General features: G+C 40.0%; 18 protein-coding genes. 11 read left to right on the forward strand and 7 right to left on the reverse strand.

Annotation, left to right across the window (positions count from 1 at the left end):
• Window positions 1-210: 210 nt before the first annotated feature.
• On the forward strand, window positions 211-1,446 hold the full coding sequence (locus ACLCDV_RS05540; protein ID WP_411973090.1) for a porin: 1,236 nt from the start codon (window positions 211-213) through the stop codon (window positions 1,444-1,446).
• A gap of 115 nt (window positions 1,447-1,561) precedes the next feature.
• Here ACLCDV_RS05540 and ACLCDV_RS05545 read toward each other — a convergent pair whose 3' ends face one another.
• The 6 genes from ACLCDV_RS05545 to ACLCDV_RS05570 all read right to left on the reverse strand — a co-directional run bounded on the left by ACLCDV_RS05545 (window position 1,562) and on the right by ACLCDV_RS05570 (window position 6,316).
• A complete protein-coding gene (locus tag ACLCDV_RS05545; RefSeq protein WP_313183784.1) occupies window positions 1,562-2,128 on the reverse strand; it encodes a Crp/Fnr family transcriptional regulator in 567 nt (188 codons plus the stop codon).
• Window positions 2,129-2,140: 12 nt separating this feature from the next.
• Window positions 2,141-3,415: an adenylosuccinate synthase gene (locus ACLCDV_RS05550; RefSeq protein WP_411973091.1), complete on the reverse strand. Its 1,275-nt coding sequence runs from the start codon at window positions 3,413-3,415 to the stop codon at window positions 2,141-2,143.
• A gap of 122 nt (window positions 3,416-3,537) precedes the next feature.
• Window positions 3,538-4,119 (reverse strand): NAD(P)H-dependent oxidoreductase, encoded by a 582-nt coding sequence (locus ACLCDV_RS05555; RefSeq protein ID WP_182982788.1) that lies wholly within the window; start codon window positions 4,117-4,119, stop codon window positions 3,538-3,540.
• A gap of 58 nt (window positions 4,120-4,177) precedes the next feature.
• On the reverse strand, window positions 4,178-4,744 hold the full coding sequence (locus ACLCDV_RS05560; protein WP_411973092.1) for a Crp/Fnr family transcriptional regulator: 567 nt from the start codon (window positions 4,742-4,744) through the stop codon (window positions 4,178-4,180).
• 115 nt (window positions 4,745-4,859) lie between these two features.
• Entirely contained in the window at window positions 4,860-5,327 is a 468-nt protein-coding gene (locus tag ACLCDV_RS05565; protein WP_343568122.1) for a cupin domain-containing protein, read from the reverse strand.
• Window positions 5,324-6,316 (reverse strand): quinone oxidoreductase family protein, encoded by a 993-nt coding sequence (locus tag ACLCDV_RS05570; protein WP_411973093.1) that lies wholly within the window; start codon window positions 6,314-6,316, stop codon window positions 5,324-5,326. The genes ACLCDV_RS05565 and ACLCDV_RS05570 overlap by 4 nt, the downstream gene beginning before the upstream one ends.
• A gap of 158 nt (window positions 6,317-6,474) precedes the next feature.
• Here ACLCDV_RS05570 and ACLCDV_RS05575 point away from each other — a divergent pair, with 158 nt between their 5' ends.
• The gene (locus ACLCDV_RS05575) at window positions 6,475-6,861 is read left to right on the forward strand and encodes a helix-turn-helix domain-containing protein (protein ID WP_343568126.1); all 387 of its coding nucleotides are present in this window, start codon (window positions 6,475-6,477) and stop codon (window positions 6,859-6,861) included.
• 4 nt (window positions 6,862-6,865) lie between these two features.
• On the opposite strand, the gene ACLCDV_RS05580 is transcribed toward ACLCDV_RS05575, so the two are convergent.
• On the reverse strand, window positions 6,866-7,339 hold the full coding sequence (locus ACLCDV_RS05580) for a DinB family protein (protein ID WP_411973094.1): 474 nt from the start codon (window positions 7,337-7,339) through the stop codon (window positions 6,866-6,868).
• Between the two features lie 194 nt (window positions 7,340-7,533).
• On the opposite strand from ACLCDV_RS05580, the gene ACLCDV_RS05585 reads away from it, so the two are divergent.
• From ACLCDV_RS05585 to ACLCDV_RS05625, 9 genes are all read left to right on the forward strand, one after another.
• Entirely contained in the window at window positions 7,534-8,154 is a 621-nt protein-coding gene (locus ACLCDV_RS05585; protein ID WP_333576603.1) for a sigma-70 family RNA polymerase sigma factor, read from the forward strand.
• Window positions 8,155-8,214: 60 nt separating this feature from the next.
• Complete coding sequence (locus ACLCDV_RS05590) at window positions 8,215-9,408, forward strand: FecR domain-containing protein (RefSeq protein ID WP_411973095.1); 1,194 nt, start codon at window positions 8,215-8,217, stop codon at window positions 9,406-9,408.
• Window positions 9,409-9,539: 131 nt separating this feature from the next.
• Window positions 9,540-13,004 carry a carboxypeptidase-like regulatory domain-containing protein gene (locus ACLCDV_RS05595; protein WP_411973096.1) on the forward strand — a complete coding sequence of 1,155 codons (3,465 nt, stop codon included), beginning with the start codon at window positions 9,540-9,542 and terminating at the stop codon, window positions 13,002-13,004.
• Window positions 13,005-13,107: 103 nt separating this feature from the next.
• Window positions 13,108-14,742, forward strand: coding sequence for a DUF4397 domain-containing protein (locus ACLCDV_RS05600; protein WP_333576597.1), 1,635 nt, complete (start codon window positions 13,108-13,110; stop codon window positions 14,740-14,742).
• Window positions 14,742-15,947: a hypothetical protein gene (locus ACLCDV_RS05605; RefSeq protein ID WP_411973097.1), complete on the forward strand. Its 1,206-nt coding sequence runs from the start codon at window positions 14,742-14,744 to the stop codon at window positions 15,945-15,947. The genes ACLCDV_RS05600 and ACLCDV_RS05605 overlap by 1 nt, the downstream gene beginning before the upstream one ends.
• A gap of 11 nt (window positions 15,948-15,958) precedes the next feature.
• On the forward strand, window positions 15,959-17,080 hold the full coding sequence (locus ACLCDV_RS05610) for a fasciclin domain-containing protein (RefSeq protein WP_411973098.1): 1,122 nt from the start codon (window positions 15,959-15,961) through the stop codon (window positions 17,078-17,080).
• The gene (locus ACLCDV_RS05615; protein WP_411973099.1) at window positions 17,070-18,413 is read left to right on the forward strand and encodes a hypothetical protein; all 1,344 of its coding nucleotides are present in this window, start codon (window positions 17,070-17,072) and stop codon (window positions 18,411-18,413) included. The genes ACLCDV_RS05610 and ACLCDV_RS05615 overlap by 11 nt, the downstream gene beginning before the upstream one ends.
• A 3-nt stretch (window positions 18,414-18,416) precedes the next feature.
• Complete coding sequence (locus ACLCDV_RS05620; RefSeq protein WP_411973100.1) at window positions 18,417-19,415, forward strand: fasciclin domain-containing protein; 999 nt, start codon at window positions 18,417-18,419, stop codon at window positions 19,413-19,415.
• 139 nt (window positions 19,416-19,554) lie between these two features.
• Complete coding sequence (locus ACLCDV_RS05625) at window positions 19,555-22,767, forward strand: carboxypeptidase regulatory-like domain-containing protein (RefSeq protein WP_411973101.1); 3,213 nt, start codon at window positions 19,555-19,557, stop codon at window positions 22,765-22,767.
• Window positions 22,768-22,819 lie beyond the last annotated feature (52 nt).

The following is a 22,819-nucleotide window of genomic DNA, read 5'->3' on the forward strand; positions in this document are numbered from 1 at the left end:
CTCCCTCCCGAAAATTTATCTGTTATTATTCATATTACTAAATCGTTAATTTTATGTATATAAATTAATAGACTAACAATTTATTAATATTAACTTAATATTGAGAATCTATTTTTACGCCGTTGAAAGATGATGGAATAGAAGATGGAAAAATGATTCTACTCGTATCATATCATCACAAGCGAAAAAGATAATTTATTTAAAATTCTCATGAAAAAAGCACTTTTACTCTTAGCCCTGATAGGTCCTGTCGTAGCGCTTGCGCAAAATAATAATGCGCCCTCCAGCTATGATCCACATGATATCAAGATTACGGGGTACCTTCAGACACAGTTTCAGAAAGCGCAATCTCCCGGAATTACTTCATTTTCGGGTGGTGATTTTTCAAAGAATTCGGATAACAGGTTTATGATCCGCAGGGGACGTCTTAAAATTGACCGCGTGGATACGTACTCCAGTATTGTCTTTCAGTTGGATGCAACCCAGGACGGTGTACAACTGATGGATGCTTTTATTCAATTGCGCCACCCAAGCCAAAAAGGTCTAAGTTTAACGGCGGGTCTTTTCAATAGACCTTTTGGATATTCCATTGTGTACTCATCAGGCTATCGTGATTTTCCGGAACGGGCACGTGTATTCCAGACGTTGATGCCACGCGAACGTGATCTTGGAGGGATGGTAAGCTATCACCCTGGCGGTAAAGCTAAATTCTTAAACTTAGATTTAGCCTTGGTGAATGGTAGCGGCCATTCGGCTAAAGATTATGATTCCAAAAAAGATCTGATCGGTAATCTTGCTTTTAAATTTGATAGCCTAGCAGATAAAAAACTCCATTTGGGGTTTGGTGGCTCGTTCTATAAGGGTTCGGTTCGTAACGATACCAAAACCTACTATACACCCAATAGCAATGGGTATACAGCGCATACCAGCGATGATAATGAAGGTAAAGCCATCGGCAGAAATTACTATGGAGCTAACTTACAGGTCGAGTTTGATAGCAGCTTGGGAAAGTCCAGTTTTAAAACAGAATATGTCGCCGGTGATCAGCCAGGGGTGGCAGGTGGTACCGATATCAAAGGCCCTTATGCCAGTAGGAGTTTCACGACCCAACCGACAACAGACCTTTATCAACGAAAATTTAACGGATATTATCTTTGGTTTACGCAAGAGATTGCTAAGACCGGTATAACTGCGCTGTTAGCATATGACGTCTATGATCCAAATACTAAAGCAAGTGGCATGACAATCGGCATACCTGATAATTTTACGGCCGATGGTGATGTTAAGTTTAGTACGCTGGGCTATGGTCTTGCATATCAGATTAACAATAGGATAAAATTGACCGTATATAATGAGCATGTGACGAACGAAACGACAAGTTTACCAAACTTTTCGGCTGATCTGAAAGATAATGTCTTCACTACAAGGCTGCTTTATCGCTGGTAAGTCGGCAACGATCACTGTTCTATGAGATAGACAAGGGAGCCGAAAGGACCAGAGTTGAACTAGTGAAATTTGCCAAAAGGCCTTTTCTAGCTTTGATTCAGCGGCAAAGAAAATGTTAGATATTTTTCCGAATCCGGCTCAGGGATGATGCGGTAATCCCTAAATAGGATGCTAACATGGCTAATGGAACACGATTTGCCAAACCAGGGTAAAGCTTCAAGAATAGTAGATAGCGTTCTTTGGCATCGAGATTCATCATGGTATTTGCCGTTTTTAGCTTACTTTCCACCACAAAACCATAAAGTTTGGCCATTAACAATGGCCAAACTTTAATTTCCTTTTCAAGGAGCGTAAAATTGTCAAAATCAAGGCTCCAGATTTCAGCATCCGTCAATGATTCAATGTAGTCATTGGAGGGTGTTCGATCCAAGAAGCTCTGAAGATCTCCAATAAAGCGGCCTTCATAGATGAAATAACGCGTAAAATCATCGCCTTTACTGTTGTAATAGAGCGAACGGAATACCCCCGATTCCACAAAAGCAATGCTATTGTTTATTTTACCGCAAGCGACAAAATAGCTTGACTTTGGAATACTTTTTTTTTCGAATGCCTGTCGAATTAAGTTCTCTTCTCGCAAATCGAGCTGTCCAAATTTTCGGATGTATTCCAGTAATTGCTCCATGTTACCTTTATATTACTTCGCTAAGTTAATCAATTCTTCACGTTGAGGTCCTGTTGAAAGATACGTTATGGGAACTTGTAACTCGTCTTCTAAAAAGGAGATAAATGCACCCAAGGTTTCTGGAAGCAAGTTTGCCTGCTTGATATTAGAGAAATCGGTATTCCAACCTTTTAAATATTTCCAGATCGGTTTAATTTCTTGTTCAGCGGATTGGGGAAATGCTAAGGAAATTTTTTGTTCATCTATTTCATAATGTGTACAGACGGGGATCTCAGCCATTTCTTTCAAGATGTCAGCTTTCGTAAGAACAAGCTGAGTGACTCCATTTAACATGATGGCATATTTTAATGCTGGAAGATCCAGCCAGCCGACACGACGGGGACGCTTGGTATTGGAACCGAATTCAGCTCCTTTTTCCCGTAAATCATTGGCAGCTTGTCCTGTGATCTCCGTTGGGAAAATGCCATTACCCACACGGGTGCAATAGGCTTTTGTAACGCCATAAATTTTGTCCACCAGTTTAGGCGACACACCCAAGCTTACACAGGCTGCGGAGGCAATCGTATTTGATGAGGTCACATAAGGATAACTTCCATGGTCGATGTCAAGTAGGGTTGCCTGCGCGCCTTCCGCCAATACCTTCTTGCCATCTCGGATTGCCTTGTTCAGAAAGATTTCAGTATCTATAATTGGTACTTGTTTTAAGGAAGCGCATCCCTGAATAAAATCGTGGTAAAGCTCTTCGAATGCAGGCATTTCTTGTTCCAAAAGCTGTAGTTCATTGTATTGACGATTTAAAATTTGATATACGTCCGTATTAAAACTATCCGAGTGAATATCACCAACACGAAGGTTCTGTCTTAGTATTTTATTGGAATAGCTTGGTGCAATTCCATTTTTGGTCGTTCCTATCGTCCGATACAATGGGGACTGTTCCATATAGATATCCCAATAGCGATGGGTCGGTAATACGAGATGCGCTTTTTGGGATATCAGAATTCTATCAATGAGATCTTGATCTGGCATAATGTGCGCTAGTTCTTCGATTTCCGCTTTGAATGCTAATGGGTCAACCACCACATCGGTGCCGATAATGTTTTTGACATGCGACGAAAAGATGCCTGATGGAAGTAGTTTTAGTGTAACCTTGTTACCTTGATAATAGATACTATGTCCGGCATTCGCGCCGCCATTAAATCGAGCGATAATGTCATAGTCGCTTCCGATCAGATCAATGAATTTTCCTTTACCCTCGTCTCCCCATTGGAGCCCAATTAGAATGTCCATGTTGCGTTTGTCTTGAATTTATGGTCAAAGCTAGGGCTTGCAAAGCGGAGGACAATTGCCATTTGGCAAAAAGTGCTCCTCATTATCATTTGGCCAGCAGTCTTAATGCGTTTGGATTGCGCTTAAGCTTGTTTGTGTCCCAACCGTTGTACTTTTTGTAGCCATTTATTTCGTTTAATAGGATCGGAAGTTTTGATAATTCCGATATAGGTGACTTTAACCGGCGATATTCCACAAAATTGAAGGGTGGATCTTTTGAGTTGATTAACACTTGGTCTGCCGTAAACTAATGCATAATACCAACTTGGTTGATCGAGTGTTGTAATGATCCGGGCAGATTTTCCTTTTAGCAATTTGTCCCAAAAAAGAGAATTTTCGCGGTATTGAAAGGCCCGTCCAGGTAAAAATAATCTATCGATAAAGCCCTTCATCAAGGCAGGAAGACCGCCCCACCAAACGGGATGTATCCAGACCAAATGATCCGCCCATAATATGTCTTCCCAGGCAAGAAGTAGGTCCTGTTCCAGTTCTGTCCGTTTACGATAACCAAATTCAAGGTTTGGATTGAAGTCCAGGTCAATAATATGGATTGTTCGTACTGTAGCTCCGGACGCTACCGCAGCTTCTTGATAAGCATTTGCAATGCCAAAATTGAAGGATTCCCGATTCGGGTGACCATTGATAATCAGTATTTTTTTCTGCATGATGTCGTATTACATTACAAAAATACCGATAGAGCCACCGTCTTTATAGGACAAATGTCTAAAAAGAAATTTCGCTGCGAATACGACTTAAATGACGTTGTGTGATGCCTAAATAGGAAGAAAGATATTGTAAGGGAAGCTGTTGGATAAACTCAGGATGATCTTTGAGTAAATTGGCATAACGTTGTGATGCGGTTTCTTTTTGCAGTTGAAAGACGCGTTTTTCAAGCTCTAGATATTGTTCCTCGGCAATCATTTTAAGGTACTTTGTCCATTTTAAGCTATTCGTGGCGAGTGTATCAATGGTGTTTTTTTTGATCGTCCATAGTTCGGCAGGGGTGATGGCCTGCATGGTCTCCGTACTCGGCCCGCCTGTAATAAAGGAGGAGTAGGCCGCTATCCAGGTATTGGGAAAGCGAAAACAATAGGTAATATCTTCCTTGTTTGCGCTGCTATAATAAGAACGAAATATCCCTGATTGTATAAATGCAACCTCATGACAAGGTTGATTCTCCTTAACAAAAAAGTCGTTTTTGTTCAGCTTTCTGTATTCAAAAAGCTGAACAATCTGATTGATCTCTTCTTCCTCAAACAGACGCAAAGACCGAAAATATGCTGCTATCATGAAGTCCAAACTTAGAAAAATTGTGGTGTTCCTGCAACATAAATTCGATGTGCTTCAATCGATGCTATGTGTATTTTTCCGAGTTTAGTTTGCCGATTGAGTAATAGGTAGATTTTTAATTCGCATCGATTAGAATTGCCAACTGTAGACACATTTGATCGGAGCGATTGCTCCAAGCATGATTGGTGCCACGTTGGATCACAATATCGCCGGCCTGTAAAAGCGTTTCTTCTGTGTCTGTAATCAAGTAAATCTCTCCTGAAAGAATAACGATGTAATCTAAGCTTGCCGTTTGATGCATGAGGGGATGAGTGGTGCCAATCGCTGTTTCTATACCAAGTTCCCGATCGGGCGGGATCTGTACATAGCGGAAGTAGGTGCCATTTTTGATGACTTGGGGTATAGCATTGTTTTCTATGGGATGCTCTTTCTCAAACTTGGCCGGCATTTGACTGGTTTGCCAGATATCGGAAATAACGAGATTGGGATAGTGCTCCGATACATTATCGACCAATGCATCCGCTTCGATAAAGGATTTGCCGGCACGTATGCCTGTCACGATTCGTCTAGGTATAGTTCTCATTGATTTTGTATAATTAATTTATTGCCTTGAGTCTGGTTGTTTTTCAACATTAGATGCCCTTTTTCTATTGTTTCTGGGCTCAGTTTACCAATAAGATAAATAGGGGCGGGTTGAATAATTTCTTGCTCAATATTGTGTCTGATCCGATCCAGCCCATTTTTGAAATAGGGATAATTTAGTTTTTGCGCGTGGATAAAGTTGGATATATTGATGATCTGTGCGGCTGAACTAAATAGTTGGTCTCTTGCTGCCGCGGTCGTAAAATGTGTGATGTCGATATAAGTTCCATAGGGCTTTAATACTGCGGCGGCAACTTCCGAGAGCTGCTGACCCACCGCATCGATAGCGACATCAATACCCTGCTGATTACTTCTACGCATGATTATTTCCGTTAAATTCTCTTTTCGATAATTGATGATACTGTCTTTTTGCAGTCCTAGTTGGTGTAGTTTTTCAATACTATTCATACTTCCTGCAGTTGCCATGATATTTTTAATACCGTTAGCCAGGAGTAACTTTAATACAAAAAGACCCACGCCCCCGGACGCGCCGGTTAGGAAAATATGGTCTTGCGGATTCATTGTTGCTCTGTCGAAAACCTGTAATGCGGTGATGCCAGCGGTAGGAAGTGCTGCTGCTTGCTCAAAAGAAATATTTTTTGGCTTAGGGGCAACGAGACCGGCTGGTAAATGAATGTATGCTGCATAGGTCCCGTTGCTGCCCATGCTACCACAGGCAAAAAACACTTCATCTCCAATTGCATATTCACTTACTTCTGACCCTTTATCTGTAATAATTCCTGCCCCTTCTCTACCAAGTATGCGGGAATATAAATAACGTCGTTCAAATTCATTTTCACGCATTTGGTAGTCTATGGGATTGATTGCGGAAGCTATTATTTTAATTTTCACCTCGTTGGGCTTCACTTGAGGAAGGTCAACGTTGGCATTTATCAATTGATTGTCTTGATCTAATATAACGGCGTTCATAACTCTATCTATTTTAAGGGATGAAAAATCAAATTGGAAATAATTTACACGGCATCCATAGATTTTACATCTTATATAGTTGTTATGACAAATCTACCTTTCGTTTGCTATATATTTGTTGGTAGTTAACAAGTGGTAACTAGTCGTTAGAAATCAATATGGGACAAGTTTTGGACGGAATTCAAATGCGGGAGGCGAGTTGTACAGAAGAATTGCGCGCTATGCGTGACGCGCTGGATATTTTGGGCGGAAAATGGAAATTGATGATATTACGTTATTTGGCTAATCGGGAGTCGCAGGAAATCCATTTCAAAAAAATGGAACGGGAGATTCAGGGAATTTCTGCAAAAGTGTTGACGAAAGAACTTCGAGACCTTGAACTAAACTTGTTAGTAGCCCGTCAGCCAAGTGAAGACCCCGTAAAAGTGTTTTATAAAATTACAGCCTATGGTAAAAGTGTGTTCCCCGTCACCGAATCTTTGGTCAGTTGGGGTTTGGAATACCGAGAGAAAGTGAAACAGGAACTCGCTGTACTAGCGAAATAACAATTTATTCCGATTGAAGAATTAACTTTTTGATCAGTGAAATCTGACCAAGGTGATAATAGCTATGTTCGATTACACCTTCGATATTTCTGAGGTAAGATCCATACTTCTTATCAATAAATGGCTGATCGAAGAGGTTTTCTTCAAATTGGGCAATGTTGTCGGCAAATGTTGCTGCGTTTTTTAGGAATCGATCTACTAGCGCATTCCAATCAGCTTTGGATCGGATAGGCGGGATATCAAAGCTGTATTTATCGCTGATTTCCAATTTTCCATGCTCAAATGCCATAAGTAATCCCTCGAGATAATAATTGATATGATAGGTTAGGGCAGCGATAGAATTCAGATCATTTATTTTGATTATGGCTTGTTCCCAGGTCGTGTTCAATAATTGTTCCTGATAGTTGGTATTGGCAATCCAACGTCCATTCAAAAAAACTTCGCGAAGTCTGTCTGCAAGAAATATACGTCTTTCCATTTTGTGTTAAAATTTTCCAATGATTAGTTTTTTCCTGCCTTTTTGCCATTATTTACACGTTACAGCTATAGGAAGAATTGATATTGGTTTTCTAAGTCCAATTTACATACAATTTTCCTATTCTTCATCTTTGGTTAATCTCTTGTTAATAAGACTTTCCTTTTTTTGTATAAAGTCATTGTTACCAAGATATCATGTTTGCACTAACCGGAAAAGATCTAAGAAATGTTTGGGACCAATTTGTGAAAGAGGAGTGTGAAAAATCATTTTATACGTTATATAAACATTATTACCACTATCTTTCTTATTTGGGGCTAAAAAAGAAAATGTCGGTACAGCGTGTTCAGGATAGCGTGAATGATGTGTTTCTACATCTATGGGAGAAAAAGTCCAGTAATTGTCAGATACGTAATCATCATAATTACATTATTACGGTTTTCTTTCAAAAACTTTTCCGCAAGGAATCATTGCAGCTGACAGATTTGGATTTTGTGGAAGAAATCCATGATCCGTCAATCCATCACTCTGTTGAAGACCAACATATCCGTGCGGTAACAACAAATACCGTAACACAGTTGGTTGAGGAGCATATGGAGCAATTAGGGACAAAACAACGACTGGTGATTTACCAACGATTTTTTTTGGATCTTTCTTATCAGGAAATCGCTGCTGCCAATCAGGTTTCGATCCATACGATCTATAATACCATCTATAAATCCCTAGAAAAAATAAAAAATAATCTTTCTAGTGAACAAGAAATCTTCCTTAAAGTTGCCGTAGGGCTACTTTCTTCATTTTTGTTGATTTTTTCTTAAAAACGAGTAGTGAAAAAATGACCCAGCTCACTCTATTGTATAAATTACGATTAGAGTAGTATGAACGAACTTAATTTGCAAGCGTTATTATTGGACGAATCTTTTGTGAACTATTGTAAGGGAACAAATAAAGAGGATATCGAAAAATGGGAAAAATGGTTACAAAAATATCCTGAACATAAAGCATCCATAGCGGAGTTGCAGGAAACCATTGTGGCAATGGGACATTATGCGGGTGAACTATCCGTTCAAACAAACTATGAGCGTTTGCAGTCTCAAATAAAAAAGCGCGCTAACCAGCGCAGCTTTACAGAAATTGGTACGGCTGTCTGGTTAAAAATTGCGGCGCTCCTAGTCGTTGTTGGCGCTATCTCACTGTTTTTATTTAAACAACAGCTTGCTGAAGAACAGCCAAAAAATGTACAGCATATTGGTGCTCCGGGAAAGGATGATGCCTTATTAACACTAAAAGATGGCTCCGTTGTTTCCTTAGCTGATATAAAGAATGGAAGTGTTGTTGCACTTCAGGGCGGGGTAGAAATTCAAAAGAACAACGCTGGTGAATTGGTGTATAAGGCTGTTGAAAAGGAGCGGATCGCCAGTACAGCAATGAATAAAATTGCGACGAATAAGGGAAATCAATATCAAATTATATTGCCAGATGGATCGAAAGCTTTTCTCAATGCAAATTCAACCCTGACATATCCTTTGAAATTTAATGAAAACGAACGGCATGTCCATATGACCGGAGAGGTTTACTTTGAAATTGCAAAAATTGAGACTGGAATGGGAAAACGAATTCCTTTTTACGTGGAGACAGCAAATCAAAAAATAGAAGTTCTTGGTACGCATTTCAATGTCAACGCATATGATGACGAACCTTATACAACAACAACGTTATTGGAGGGAAGTGTGCGCGTTAGTTCGAAAAAAAGAAATGAATCGGTGCTCTTAAAACCAGGACAGCGGGCTTTGTTAAGTGAAGCCCTCCGTGTAGAAAATGTCGATATTTCTCAGGAAGTAGCTTGGATAAATGGTGACTTTGTTTTTAAAGGAGAGGAATTGGTAAGTCTGCTGCGTAAAGTTTCAAGATGGTACAACGTGGATGTAGCATGTCCGGAACGACTTGAGAAGTTGAAATTTGATGGTATGGTGTCGCGTTCTCAACCGCTATCTACCATTATTGATATGTTGCAAACAACAGGAAAAGTAAAATTAACGCTAAATGGAAGGAGGCTTATTGTGATAGATTGACCTATCTAATTTTTACGATAAGCCGGATAAAAACAACCAAAGGTGCTGGTAACACCTTTGGTCAATGTGTTAAGCTTATCGATCATGTTGCGATTCAATGATCATCAAATAATATTAACAACAACAAATATATGAGTTTTTATCAATGCATGCGTGTTATGAAAATCACCATGGTATTTTTAACTTGTTTGTTGGTGAAAGTTAGTGCGTTTACTTACGGTCAACGTATTACACTTAACAAACAAAATAGTCATATCCCAGCTATATTAAAAGAGATAAGGCAGCAGAGCGGTTATGATTTTTTTTACGATAATGGGCTCTTTAATCGAGCAAAACCCGTTAATGTCAATCTAAACAATGCAACTGTTGAAGAAGCATTGAATATATGTTTTGCAGGACAACCGTTCGGTTATGTTGTGAAAAATAAACTGGTTGTTGTTACGGCGCTTCGGACTGTGCTGGAAAAGCCCGCCGATGTATTGCAGCAGCGCTTGGTTGGTCGAGTTATTGATCAACAGACAAAAAGGACATTGGCCAGTGTTTCAATCCGTGTTAAAGGGACATCTGGAGGAACGAATTCTGATGCAAATGGAAATTTTTCGTTATCGATTTCTAAAATCCCCACTGTTCTCGTTCTTTCCTATCTGGGCTATCAGACCAAGGAAATTGAAATTAATGATGTGAAGGAAAACCTTGTCATTGGTTTGAGCCCTCTTGCTACAGCATTGGAAGAGGTCACCGTTCAGGCAAGGCGTAAAATGAACACTGAAACGGCTGTGCTGGAAGAACGTAAACGTGCTTCTATTGTACAGGATGCTATTTCGGCCGAATTGATTGAGCGTACGGCCAGTATCACGACTACACAGGCATTACAGCGCGTTACTGGTGTTACGGTGACTGATGATAAATATGTTGCGGTCAGAGGGCTAGGTGATCGATCTGTGATCGGTCAGTTGAACGGCGTACGATTGGCTTCTTCTGATCCTGACCGTAGTGCCATCCCATTGGATCTCGTTCCGGCTTCCTTATTGGATAATATTACCGTTTATAAAACAGTAACACCAGACAAACCTGCCGATGCTGCGTCGGGTATTGTTGAGCTCAAAACGAAATCTGTACCTGAGAAAATGACATTTGAGCTTATCGCTCAAACCGGGCTCAATTCGAACATTGGTTTGGGGGGAAATTATAACAGCTTTTGGAACAGTGAGATGGGATTATTGGGGACACGAATCAATAAAAAAGACCTTTCCTCGGATTTTCTAAATCTTGCAACGCAATATCCCAATGGGTTAAGTTCTATCCAGGATATGATCGCCAATAGCAACTATAGTCCCTCAGGATACCAAGAAGTAAACCGGGTTAATACGATTATGAAAGGGTTCGATCCCGTTATGACGACTCGATACCGTCGCGCGCCCATAAATCAACTTTACTCGGCAACATTCGGTAACAGTTATGATGTTTTTGGAAAACACAAACTGGGACTTGTCGTCGGAGGAAATTATTATAGAAGAACCGCTGATATTTATCAGGGCGAACTGACCCAGTATAGCATCTATCAAGGAGTGGTAACCGGTAACCCTGATATTTATAGTTTTAGGAATATTCCCAATTATATTACACCGAATAGTCTTTTTATGGGGAAGTATCAAACTTATCGTGAAAATACAGGAACCGAAACACTAAACTATGGTACACTTGTAGGGGTCACCTACCGCTTTAATCCACAGCATGAGGTCAGTATGCAATATTTGGGAAGCTGGGGAGGAGAGTCTATCGCAACAAATTTAAATGGACGCTATGAGTATTCGGGTTTGCCTGGCGAAGTCAGAAGTACTATTCATTCGCTTAAACAGACTTTCCGTAATCTGAATACCTTTAACCTACAGGGCGAACATAAGTTTTTGAAAAATGAGCTCTCGCCTCGTTTGAGTTATAATGTTGCAACGTCAAAGTCCACGCAGAATGATCCGGATTTTAGATTTGCAAGTCTTGTAGACTACAAACCTCGGGGTGGGGGATGGTATCGACGTCCCATTATAGGTGAGCAGGCTCATTTTGATGACTATGTATATGCTGAACATCTCTATGCACTTACATCGGGCTATGTAAACGGATTTGGAAATTATGGCATTATTCAAGCTGAACCTAATGGTCGGAGATGGCGAAATTTGAACGAAGATAATTTTAATGCAAAAGCTGATCTGAGTTTTCCTTTCAGGCTATTGGGCGAAAAGCAGTTGTTTAAAACGGGGTTCAATTATTTATTTAGGGATCGTAAATTTACAGAAAACCAGCTGTTTCTGCCAGGTTCAAATTTTACGGGCAATAAGGCCATTCCTTTATATGACGTCCAAGGCAATTTAGACCGTTTGGTAAGCAATGAAATTGTAGGTGTTGTATTACCAAAAGCGGGGCAGGGTGAAGGTATGATGCCAGTAGGTGGATTTCTATACAATAGCCAAAAATCGCCAAATAACTACAAGGGTTATTTTGAAACCAATGCATTATATGGTATGCTGGATCTCAAGATCGCTGAACGATTCCGCATGGCTGGAGGAGTTCGGTTTGAGATGACAAATATTGGTTCGGCAGTGGATACTGCGAATGTATTTTTAGACCCTGCACTGACCGCAACATCTCCAGATGGTACACGTATTCCACTGGATCCGATTAATCCCAATTCTGTCTATAAAACAAAATATAAACCATTCTATTCTGTCAATGCAACCTATACGTTGAATGACAATATGAATTTTCGTGGGGCCTTCAACACGACTCTGGCGAGACCCGAATTGCGTGAGATTACCAATGTATTTGAATTTGATGCCTTTCAAATGGGCTTAGTTGTTGGTAATCCCAATTTGAAAAACCAATATACCCAAAATGCGGATTTTCGTTGGGAATGGTTTCCTGCTAAAGGGGAGGTTATTGCCGTGTCGGCTTTTGGAAAGCGTATAGAAAATCAATTGGTTAAGGTCTTTAATCTAAAAACTCAGGGGCTAGCTGCTACTTATCCGGAATTTCCAACCATCCAATTTCAGAATGACGGTAATATTGGTAAGGTATGGGGATTGGAATTTGAAGTTGTCAAGAATTTGGGAACCTTATATGATCCTTTAAAAAACTTGTTTTTGGGTACCAATCTTTTATTGGCACAAAGTGAAATTAAAAAATCTGAGGAGCGTTATGAAGCAAATCGTTCACTGGATAGATATACCCCAAAAAATAGTCCGTTGTTTGAACAGGCTCCTTATTCGATTAATGCTTGGTTAAACTATGATAACGACAAATCAGGAACCGATCTCACTGTGACCTTTAATATGGTTGGGGAACGCTTAGTCCAAATTAATCTGACAGGGGAACCGGATCTGTATACACAGCCCGTGCCTTACCTTGATTTTGTTTTTTCCCAAAAGCTCAATAAACGGATCTTGTTTAAAGGCTATGCCAAAAATATAATGAATCCTGCTATTAAAACTGTTTATGCTAATCCGCAAACCGGAGGAAAGTGGTATGGAAATGAGTATATCAACAGAAGTTATAAGCGGGGTGCAGAAATTATGATCGGTTTTACCTATAACTTATTTTAATCTAATGAAAATCAGTATGTTTAAACGTGTGAGTTGTCGGTTTTTTTGTGTTACAGCTTTATGTTTTTTATCCTTTGTTTCTTGTAAAAAGGAAAAACTGGATGTGATTAATGACAATCGTCCTGTAACTGAAAACCGGCCAAATTCAAATACTAGAATTGTTAATCTATCTGACTTTAATCAGGTTATTGCTAATGGCGACAGCTTGACAAGTTTTGTTGTGTTGCATCCGTTAAATCCGGGGAATCATAAATATCCTGGAACCTCATATTTCCCAACAGACGGGCGTTTGACAAAGATATGGACAGTGCCACAAGATCTTTTTGACCAGAAAGAAGAGGCCGATCTTACGTTTGCAGCTCGCTTTTATCAGGGTTTTGGTTTGAACCATGATTTAAAAGTCAAGGTGAAAAATAGTTATGAACAACCTAGTGATTATTTTTTGCTTCCTTCCTTATTCATGAATGGTCAACCGGAAGTTGTTGCACTAACGCGTGCTATGACTAGTCCCACTAAGCCAGACCATTTTAAAATCCGCATTGTTAATCTCAGTGGGACAATTAAAAATCCAGCTATTGGAATGAATGGTCCGCAAGAAAATCTCGTTGGTCCAATTTCTTTAGCCTATGCCGATGGTACATTGGTGGATCAAAAAACTAGTGCAATAGCAGCTTCTCAGATTAGTTCTGAATACATCGAGTTGCCTTATGGAACCTATCAATTCAAGATATTGCTAGCAGATGGCAGACCCCTCCCTTCTTTGGGCTCAGGTCGGTTTGAATACGGGCTCATTGATTTACCGACTTCCACCATTCCAAAAGATTATGCGAAGTCTACTAATTTTACTTATGCTCCGATTCAGGATTTTCAACCTGGTGGTGTTTATACGATCGTAGTCAGCCCACAGCGATTTAATTATTTTTCCAATGAGCTGAATGAGACAGTTTCAGTCTATCAAAATTCGTTTCAGATCATGACAGATATTGCTGCGCCAACGAATCAAAGTTATTTGAGGATACAAGGTGTAAATGCATATAAGGATCAATCGATAGGGTTTCGGGTCGATGGAAAGGTTATTGCCAGCGGTATCGGATTTGGAAAGGGAAGCAATTACAGTGTGTTTACCCAGAAGCAATATGATATAGAGGCTATAGATGCAGCTGGAAACGTACTCGCTACAATAAAGCAGGAATTGCGGAGCAATCAAAATTATACGTTATGGCTCTATCCTGACCGAAATGGAAAGGCTCAGTTGCTTCTCATTTCCAATGATTTGAGTGGTACTATGCCTTTACCTGCTGAAGACGATGGGACATACAGCCGGCTAGCTTTTAAATTCTTCTTCTTTAATCGCTTTTTAAATCTGTCGGCAAGCAATCCTTATATCACTTTTACATTGCCTAACGGACAGCCCTTGGGGAACAGTGGCAATGTAAATCTGCAACCTGGGATTCCTTCGGTTAATATGCCTTATACCAATGTAAATATTATGACGAATCCCTATGCAATAATGGCTTATCGTTCTAAACCGGACGTAATACCAGGTGTCTGGGCCGACGATATTGAGGTATTGCAATCGACGGAGTTTATAGCAAATAAATCGCTGTATACAACCATTGGAAGGCCTCTGCCAGCATTTGAGCCAGGAATTTATACTGTAGCGTTGATTGGAAAAAGTGGTTCGGGATTGTCCGATAAAGAAAAAGCGCGAATGATCATTATCAAACATAATAAATAATGAAAAAGCAAAATATATCAAATCGTATTTGGCTAGTGGCCATTTTTATACTATTGCTTGGTTCCTGTACGAAAATTGAATATACACAGATTGCCGAGCCGGCTTATCTACGTGTTTTTAATAATGTCAATTACGTACAGACTATGGGGAGCAAGGATGATAAAGTACCCTATTTCTGCATGCTTATCAATCCAAAAATAGGATCTGATGGAAAATTTACAGGAGCGGAAATTGTAGGTGATTTCTTGGATAAAAGAGATCCTTATGCTCCCCCATATCCTTCGCACATCGGGAACAGTACAGACCCAAGCAATCCCGAATATCCAGGAAAGGAAAATGTTCTAGTCGGTCCTATTTTAAACGGATTTGACTTAAGTAGCTGGGCTCAGGTACCCTCAGGCGAGATAAGGGTCGTATTTGCGTATCGTCCAAAAAATACGGTACCCTTCTTTGAATTGGAAGATCGTTTGAAAAATGACATTCTGATTGACACGGTGATCAATCTTCAAAGCAAAGAAGTTTATACACTCCATCTTTTGCAAAGGGATTTTATAAAGAAGGATCATGGAATCTTATTGAGACATGAAAATTTCTATAAGCTTCCATTATCAGATTCATTGGTGTACGTAAACTTTTACAATATGAGTGCAAAAGGCTTCTGGGAAGCTGATGCAAGCTTAAAAGATGATGATTATCGATTGAAAAGCTTCAAAAATGGCGTCAAAGATGAAATGAATGTGTTTTTGTCACTTTATGAAAGTCAGGAAGAGCTCAGCCATTATGCTGCGAAAGTAAATGGTTACCAAGGACGTTTTTTGACGACCGTTAAACGTAATACAAGTTCAAACGAAGTGAACGCCTATGCAAGTTTTCCGTTATGGGCGAGTAGTAAATCCAACGGTATCCGCACAGCTATTTGGCAACGATTTGACTTTTTTACACCTGGAATGGATCCCGTCACGAATCCATTTTATGATAGTGAGAGAAATACAGGTAGCAACTGGGCTGTACTTAATTGTATCCTGAACGGAAAAGTAGGGTTGACCAGTAATGAAAACGGAACACTGCTTCCAAATTTGTTGGTCAATGTACATTCGGGAAAGGATAACCCACGCACTTTCGCAACGGTCAATACGATCGAAATTGTCAATGGTCGCGTCTACCTAACTACCATACAACGAAAATATGCTCCACCTATTTACTAAAATTAGCAGAAATGATTCAATATAATAGCAAAATAGAACAGAAGGTTTCACTGCTTCATGCCATGGGCTGGTTTTCTGCGTGCTTATTTATGTTGCTGCTACAAGGCTGCAAACATGATAATCTCACGGTGCCCCAACCTAATGAAAATATACGACCGGCGGCCGATTTTATTCGTAATAATTATGAAATGCGCCTCTTTGATGCGGCGCTGGAGAAAACGGGTCTGAATGTCGAACTAAATGGCAAAGGTCCATTTACAGTTCTCGTGCCAAACGATCTCGCTTTTAATGAGATCGGTGTGTTTCGTCCAACCGATTTTGATCGAATGAATAAGGATAGCTTGCGGAGACTGATTTCTTATCATATTCTCCCGAGGCGCCTATATGTGAGCGATATTCCGAGCAACTCGGTGGATTTTAGGTATGCAACACTCGAAGGTTCCGAATTGTACGCCTCAATCGGTTCTATATCACCTGGGGCTACTAATCCCGTGAATATGCTGTTTTTTAGCGGAGCGAAAGCGATCCGCAAAGACGTGGTTTTATCCAATGGGGTTTTGCATGTGCTGGATAAGGTCATGAAACCACAATTTGAAAAAAATATTCAGGATTGGCTCAGTGACAAGAAAGACTATACCGTTTTTGTGGCTGGACTGAAGAAATTTGGTCTATGGGATCAGTTTGCTGGAAAAGGCCCTTTTACAGTATTTGCACCAACAAATGAGGCCCTAGAAAAGAGAGGCGTTACGATGGAATTTTTGGATAGTGCTGTTCCAAAGAATTACGTCGCTGAGGTATTGTTTGGTGCCTACATCATGTACGATAAACATTTTTTTATATCGGATTCACAGGTTTTTACGATCATTAATTCGAACGGTAATTACAAATACCACTTGAAAGATAAAGTACATTATATGGAATATTTTGCCAGTGAAGTTTATCCGACCTGGAAATTGAGTTATAATATGAGACTCCGGGACAATGATACTTTCTATTCGATTATACTCGCTGATGTAACTTATGATGTCGGCGCTAAAATGGACTATTTGTGTAGTAATGGTCTGGTACATGATTTAGATCGAGGGCTGGTGAGCCCAGATCAAGCGATAAAAAAAGGAAAAGATGAAAAATAAATCAATAAATGCCGTTTGGTATATGCTGTTGTTATGTACTACTGCTGTGTCTGTACTGCTATCTTGCCAAAAAACTGAGTTCATGCCGGAGCTTGTGGGGGAGGAAGTTCCCTATAAAAACGAAGCTTCACAGGATGTTACGCAACTATTGACAACGCATAACGAAGCAAAAGTTTTTTTAGCAGCATGGCAGAAAAGTAACATTGTAGCACTGATCAAGGCTGCTGGAGTCAATACAAAGGTGACCGTATTGGTGCCAGCCGATAATGCGTTGAAGCAAGTTGGAATAACACTAGAGACTGTTCAAAAAATGACTACTGAGGAAGCTGCCGATTTCGTCCAATTTTACAGTTTTTTAGGAGATCTTAACCAAATTAAACTTGGTAAATATAGTCTCATGGTTCGCTCGATGTTAAAAAATCAAAATTATCGAGTACCTTTTTATGATAATACCGAGCCAGTTGGCAGACGTTACGACATTTATGCTTATCGTCATTATCTCGCTGTGAAAGATGGCGATTTGCTAGTCAATGGTAAGTCTAAAGGAAAATTAGCTTATGAGCCCGCGACAAATGGCGGTATCTATTTGTTGGAAAAAGTGATCGAAAAGCCTACTATGACCATATTGGAGGCGCTCATAGCCGACGGAAGGTTTACTTTTTTTGTGGAATCCCAACGTTTGTCCGAGGAAATGTTTTATGAAAAAATGTTGGATGATATTGAACCTCTATGGGGATATCGTATGAGTAAAGAGGAATTTTTGAGCTATTATCCAGAGGCCAGAGTTCCCTATCAACGAGGCTGGGATATAGATAGGGATCCATTTTTCAATGAGATACCTAATATTAACCTGACAGCCACCTTTGCACCAACAGATGATGCCTTTCGAAAAGCAGGGTTTAAAAGCGTGGCCGATATTTTGGCTTTTAATGCTAAAAGGGGAGATGTAAGATACGACGACATGTATTTTGAACCACGTGGAGCATATCCGACAGATACTTTATTCAGTTTTCATCGCAATTGGGGCAGAGTGTTTGCAACTGAGGATCCTGCTTATGGCATAGCGCTATCTAATAATACCGTCTTTTATAGTAATGATCTGGATCCTGCCTTGTTAAACGATTACTATGTGAATATCGGGGGGAATAGTCAGGTTCAATACGCTTATAAAATGCCGTTAGCTTTTTCTAAAAATGTAAACCAGATCCAAATGAAAATCAAAGAAGCTGAGCAAGCACCGATCAATATTATTGAGACAGATATCAATACGGTCAATGGGCCGATCCACGTTGTTGATAACCTACTGCTTCCCAAAGGATTTAAACTTAAATAAAAGATGAGACGACATAATTTTAGTTATAGCAAGTGTAGCCTATTTTTGCTGACGATCAATCTATTATTTGCTTGTAAAAAGGAAGAAAACACGACGAATTTTGACAATAATAAGGTCAACTTGGTGGTTGCTGATAATTTTAATTTATCGGTATTTAATGCTGCATTGCGCGTCAGTAACATGGATAAAGAGTTGCAAAAGGGCGAAGGTCCCTATACTTTGCTTGCTCCATCTGACAATGCCTTTGGAAAGGCGGGTTATCCAACTGTGGTGAGCATACTGTCTGAACGCGCAGCAATAGTTTCTAATATCGCTAATTATCATATACTGGATGGGAAATATGAGCTAGATAAGCTTCCTTTCCTGTTCAATCAAGAATTGAAAACACGTCGCGGTAAGATCTATGCCACACATTGGGTAAAAGGAGCTGATACAGTACTGACACTGAATGGAGCACGTATATTGACACAAAATTTGCCTGCATCTAATGGACTGATTCAAGTGCTCGACCGCGTTATGACTCCCTATGTACATGATAAGATTGTCGATGCTATCAACGCAGATGCGAGTATCAGCATATTTGCTCGTGCTATAAAAAGGACCGGCATTTTATCCGATAAGACAAATCAGGGAGCCTATACAGTTTTTGCACCAAATAATGCTGCAATGACTCTGCTGGGATTTCAATCCGTGCAGGATGTGGAGCTGGCCAATTTAGACGATCTGAAAAAAATAGTCCGCTATCATATTCTCCATGACCGTCGTTTTGTGTATGACTATATCTTGAGTACGGGTAATACAAATATGTCTAAGCAAACCATGCTAGATGGTAACAGTGTAGAGATTAAGTTGGTTCCAAATACCAGTTCTCCGGGCTCTTTTAGCGGTATAACACTTCGGGGTTTGGGAAATACAAATGAGGTCTTATTACAGAAACAGGATATCCTTACCGGAGATGGGGTACTACATATTGTTGATCAGGGTCTACGGCTAACACAGTAATAAGAAGATTTATCTAACGAATTAATGAAACATAGCAATGAATAGATATCAAAATGACAGTATATGCATAGGAAGATTAACCATGACTTTCTATCCTATAATGTCAATACTAAAGCTAATTTTACTCTTTTTGTTTCTTTTGCAAGCAATCAATTCTTTTGCGCAGGAAACTTCGGGTACAATTAACGGAAAGGTGCAAAGTAGCAGTGGAACTCTTGTGGAGAAGGCGACCGTTACTGTGATACACACACCAACGGGAACCCGTTATGTGCAATCGACCGATAAAGATGGACGTTTTACTTTAAATAATATTCGTATTGGCGGTCCATATACAGTTGATGTAAGTAGCATTGGATTACAAACAGAACGTAAAGAAAATATATTTGTGCGTTTGGGAGAAACCTTGCAGACTGATTTTATTATGCAACAGCGTAATGAAACACTTAGTGAGGTTGTTGTGACTGGCCGAAGAGCTGATACAAGGGCAGGGACAGTAGGGACCGGAAATCATTTCAGTGGTGAGCAAGTCAGGAATATGCCTACAGTCAACCGTTCGATTACCGATGTAACCCGGCTTACACCTCAAGGAAGTCGCGATAATAGTTTCGGTGGTACAAACTTTAGGTATAATAATGTCACGATAGACGGTGCCATCAATAATGATGCAATAGGTTTTAGCCCCTCTCTTGGCGGACAAACGGGGACCTCAGGAATGGCGGGGAGCAGTACAAGAACAAACCCCATATCAATAGATGCCATTCAGGATATGCAAGTATATTTGGCTCCCTACGATGTCAAGATCGGAAATTTTACAGGCGGCTCGGTCAATGCTGTCACTCGAAGTGGTACAAACCAAGTTGAAGGTTCGGTTTACGCCTATGGACGGAATGCTGCGTTAACGGGTAAGGACCGTGTGGGAACTTTGGGGAAAATGAATAGAGATTTTTATGATTATCAAACAGGTTTCCGAATAGGATTTCCTTTAATAAAAGATAAATTATTCTTTTTCAGTAATGAGGAGTTTACCAGGCGCCAAGATCCTACGCAGTTGCGTGTTGGAACTATTGAAACAGCTCATATTCTGGAGCAGCGAGATGTAGAAGCAATAGCCGAAGCCGCTCGTTCTCGCTATGGTGATATTTTTAATATTGGAACCGCAGGTAATTATACAAATTGGTCCCGGTCAACCAAGTTTTTCAATCGTTTAGACTGGAATATAAATGCCAAACATCAGTTGGCAATCCGTAACAATACAATCTTTAGTAAAGCAACTCATATGGATCGGGATCAACAGGATTTTCGGTTCAGTAGTATGGCCTTTGAACAAGAGAACAACCAAACAAGTACCGTTGCAGAATTGAAAAGTAGATTCAGTAATAATCTTTCTTCCAATATTGTGTTGGGATATACACAGGTAAATGATCGGCGTGACCCTTTGAGTGATCCTTCCTTACCTCAGGTACAGATACAGGGGCGTACACCGGGCACAACAATTTATCTTGGAACTGATCGTGAAGCTAGTATATTTAATATGCGACAAGGTACCTGGGAGATTACGGCCAATCTAAATTGGACAAAAGGTAGGCATAAATTGTTATTTGGAACACATAATGAGCTTTATCGCATTCGGTATGGGTTTGTTAACAGTTGGAATGGTCGGGTTGATTACAATAGTATTGCGGATTTCGTCGCGAATGTTCCGTATCGCGTGAGAGGAAGTTACAACTATAAGGATAATTCACGTTCTTACATTTTGGATCATCCCGCGGCTAACTTCTCTGTTGATATGTATAGTCTCTACATTCAGGATGAAATCCTTATAAATGATCGTTTCCAAATCATACCTGGACTCCGTGCGGATTTGGCAGCATTGCCAACAATGCCGACACGAAGTGATAAAGTCAATGACATGTGTTCTGACCCCACTTTTGGCACAACCTACACCTATACGCCACCAAATCGGTTAAGAAATGAGTTTCTAAATAGAATACAGTTGTCTCCGAGAATTGGCTTTCGATGGGAGGCAATGGACAATAAGCAACTGACTGTCCGGGGTGGCGCCGGTTTGTTTACAGGACGTATACCGTTTGCCTGGTTGGCTTATGCATACTATAATACGGGTAACAGTTATGGTGCTTTCGATCAAAAAGCAGACCAGAAACCATTTGCACCTGGGTCTGACCCTATAAAGCCAAGTCCGAATGGAATAGGTGAGTTTATAGCGCAGAATGGCGCTGTCATAAATGATCCAAGTACCGGAAAAACGCAGGTTGATCTGGTCGATAACAATTTTGTGCTGCCACAGGTGTTGCGGTCCAGCTTGGGTATAGATTACAAGGTTGAAAGCTGGAAATTTACGGTTGAAGGTATTTATACAAAGAATATTAAAGATGTTCTATTTCAGCAGCTGAACAACAAGGATAACCCATTATGGTATGGGTATGACCTCAATAAACAACAACCTGTTTATAGCGGTACTGTGGATAATCGTTTCTCGAATGTATATCTTCTGAGTAATACCAATCAAGGTTACCGCTACAGTATAACAGGGACCATTGGGAAAACGATCAAAGAAAAATTGAATGCCACACTGAGCTATACCTATGGAGAATCAAAGGATTTAAGTAATGGCGTACGTAATTCTATGGAAAGTAACTGGCAACTGAATCAGTCACTTGTCCCTAATAATCCAAAGTTAGCTTACAGCAATTTCGATATCCGTCACCGTATCGTTTCGAGTATAAATTACGAACAAACTTGGCGTAATGCAGGACGTACGAATTTTACTTTGTATGTCAGTGCGCAATCTGGAAGTCCATTTACCTATGGTATCGTCAATAACAGCATACAAGGCTTGCCACAACAAGTAAGTTTGGTTTATATTCCAAGACAGACGGAAACAATTCATTACTTTAAAGATCTTGCAAATGGTCTTTCTGCTCAGCAGCAAGCAGATGCTTTTAATCGGTTCATTGATGGTAATGATTATCTGAGCTCCCGTAGGGGTGATTTTACAGCGCGTAATATGGGACGTACACCATGGAATGTACAGGCAGATCTTCGAATTGCACATGATCTCTTTCTTCGGAAGTCAAAGAAACAATTTATAACATTTTCGGTGGATGTTATGAACTTGACTAATCTAATCTCCAAGAAATGGGGTATTCAATATTTTTCGCCCAATACATTTAATTCGACGAGTAGTGTGGGCCTTACCCCATCATTATTTCCGCCGAGGCAAAATGCTGATAGCTGGCCCGTATTTACCTTTAGTGATCCTGGGCAGCCTTATAGCATCGATTATTTTAACTCAAGAGCACAAATACAAGGTGGGGTTCGATATACATTCTAGTTTGGTCATTTGGGAAAAACCTAAAAGGATAGCGGATATATAGTTATAAGAA

This window comes from Sphingobacterium sp. Lzh-3 (genome assembly GCF_046764375.1).
Taxonomy (GTDB): Bacteria; Bacteroidota; Bacteroidia; order Sphingobacteriales; family Sphingobacteriaceae; genus Sphingobacterium.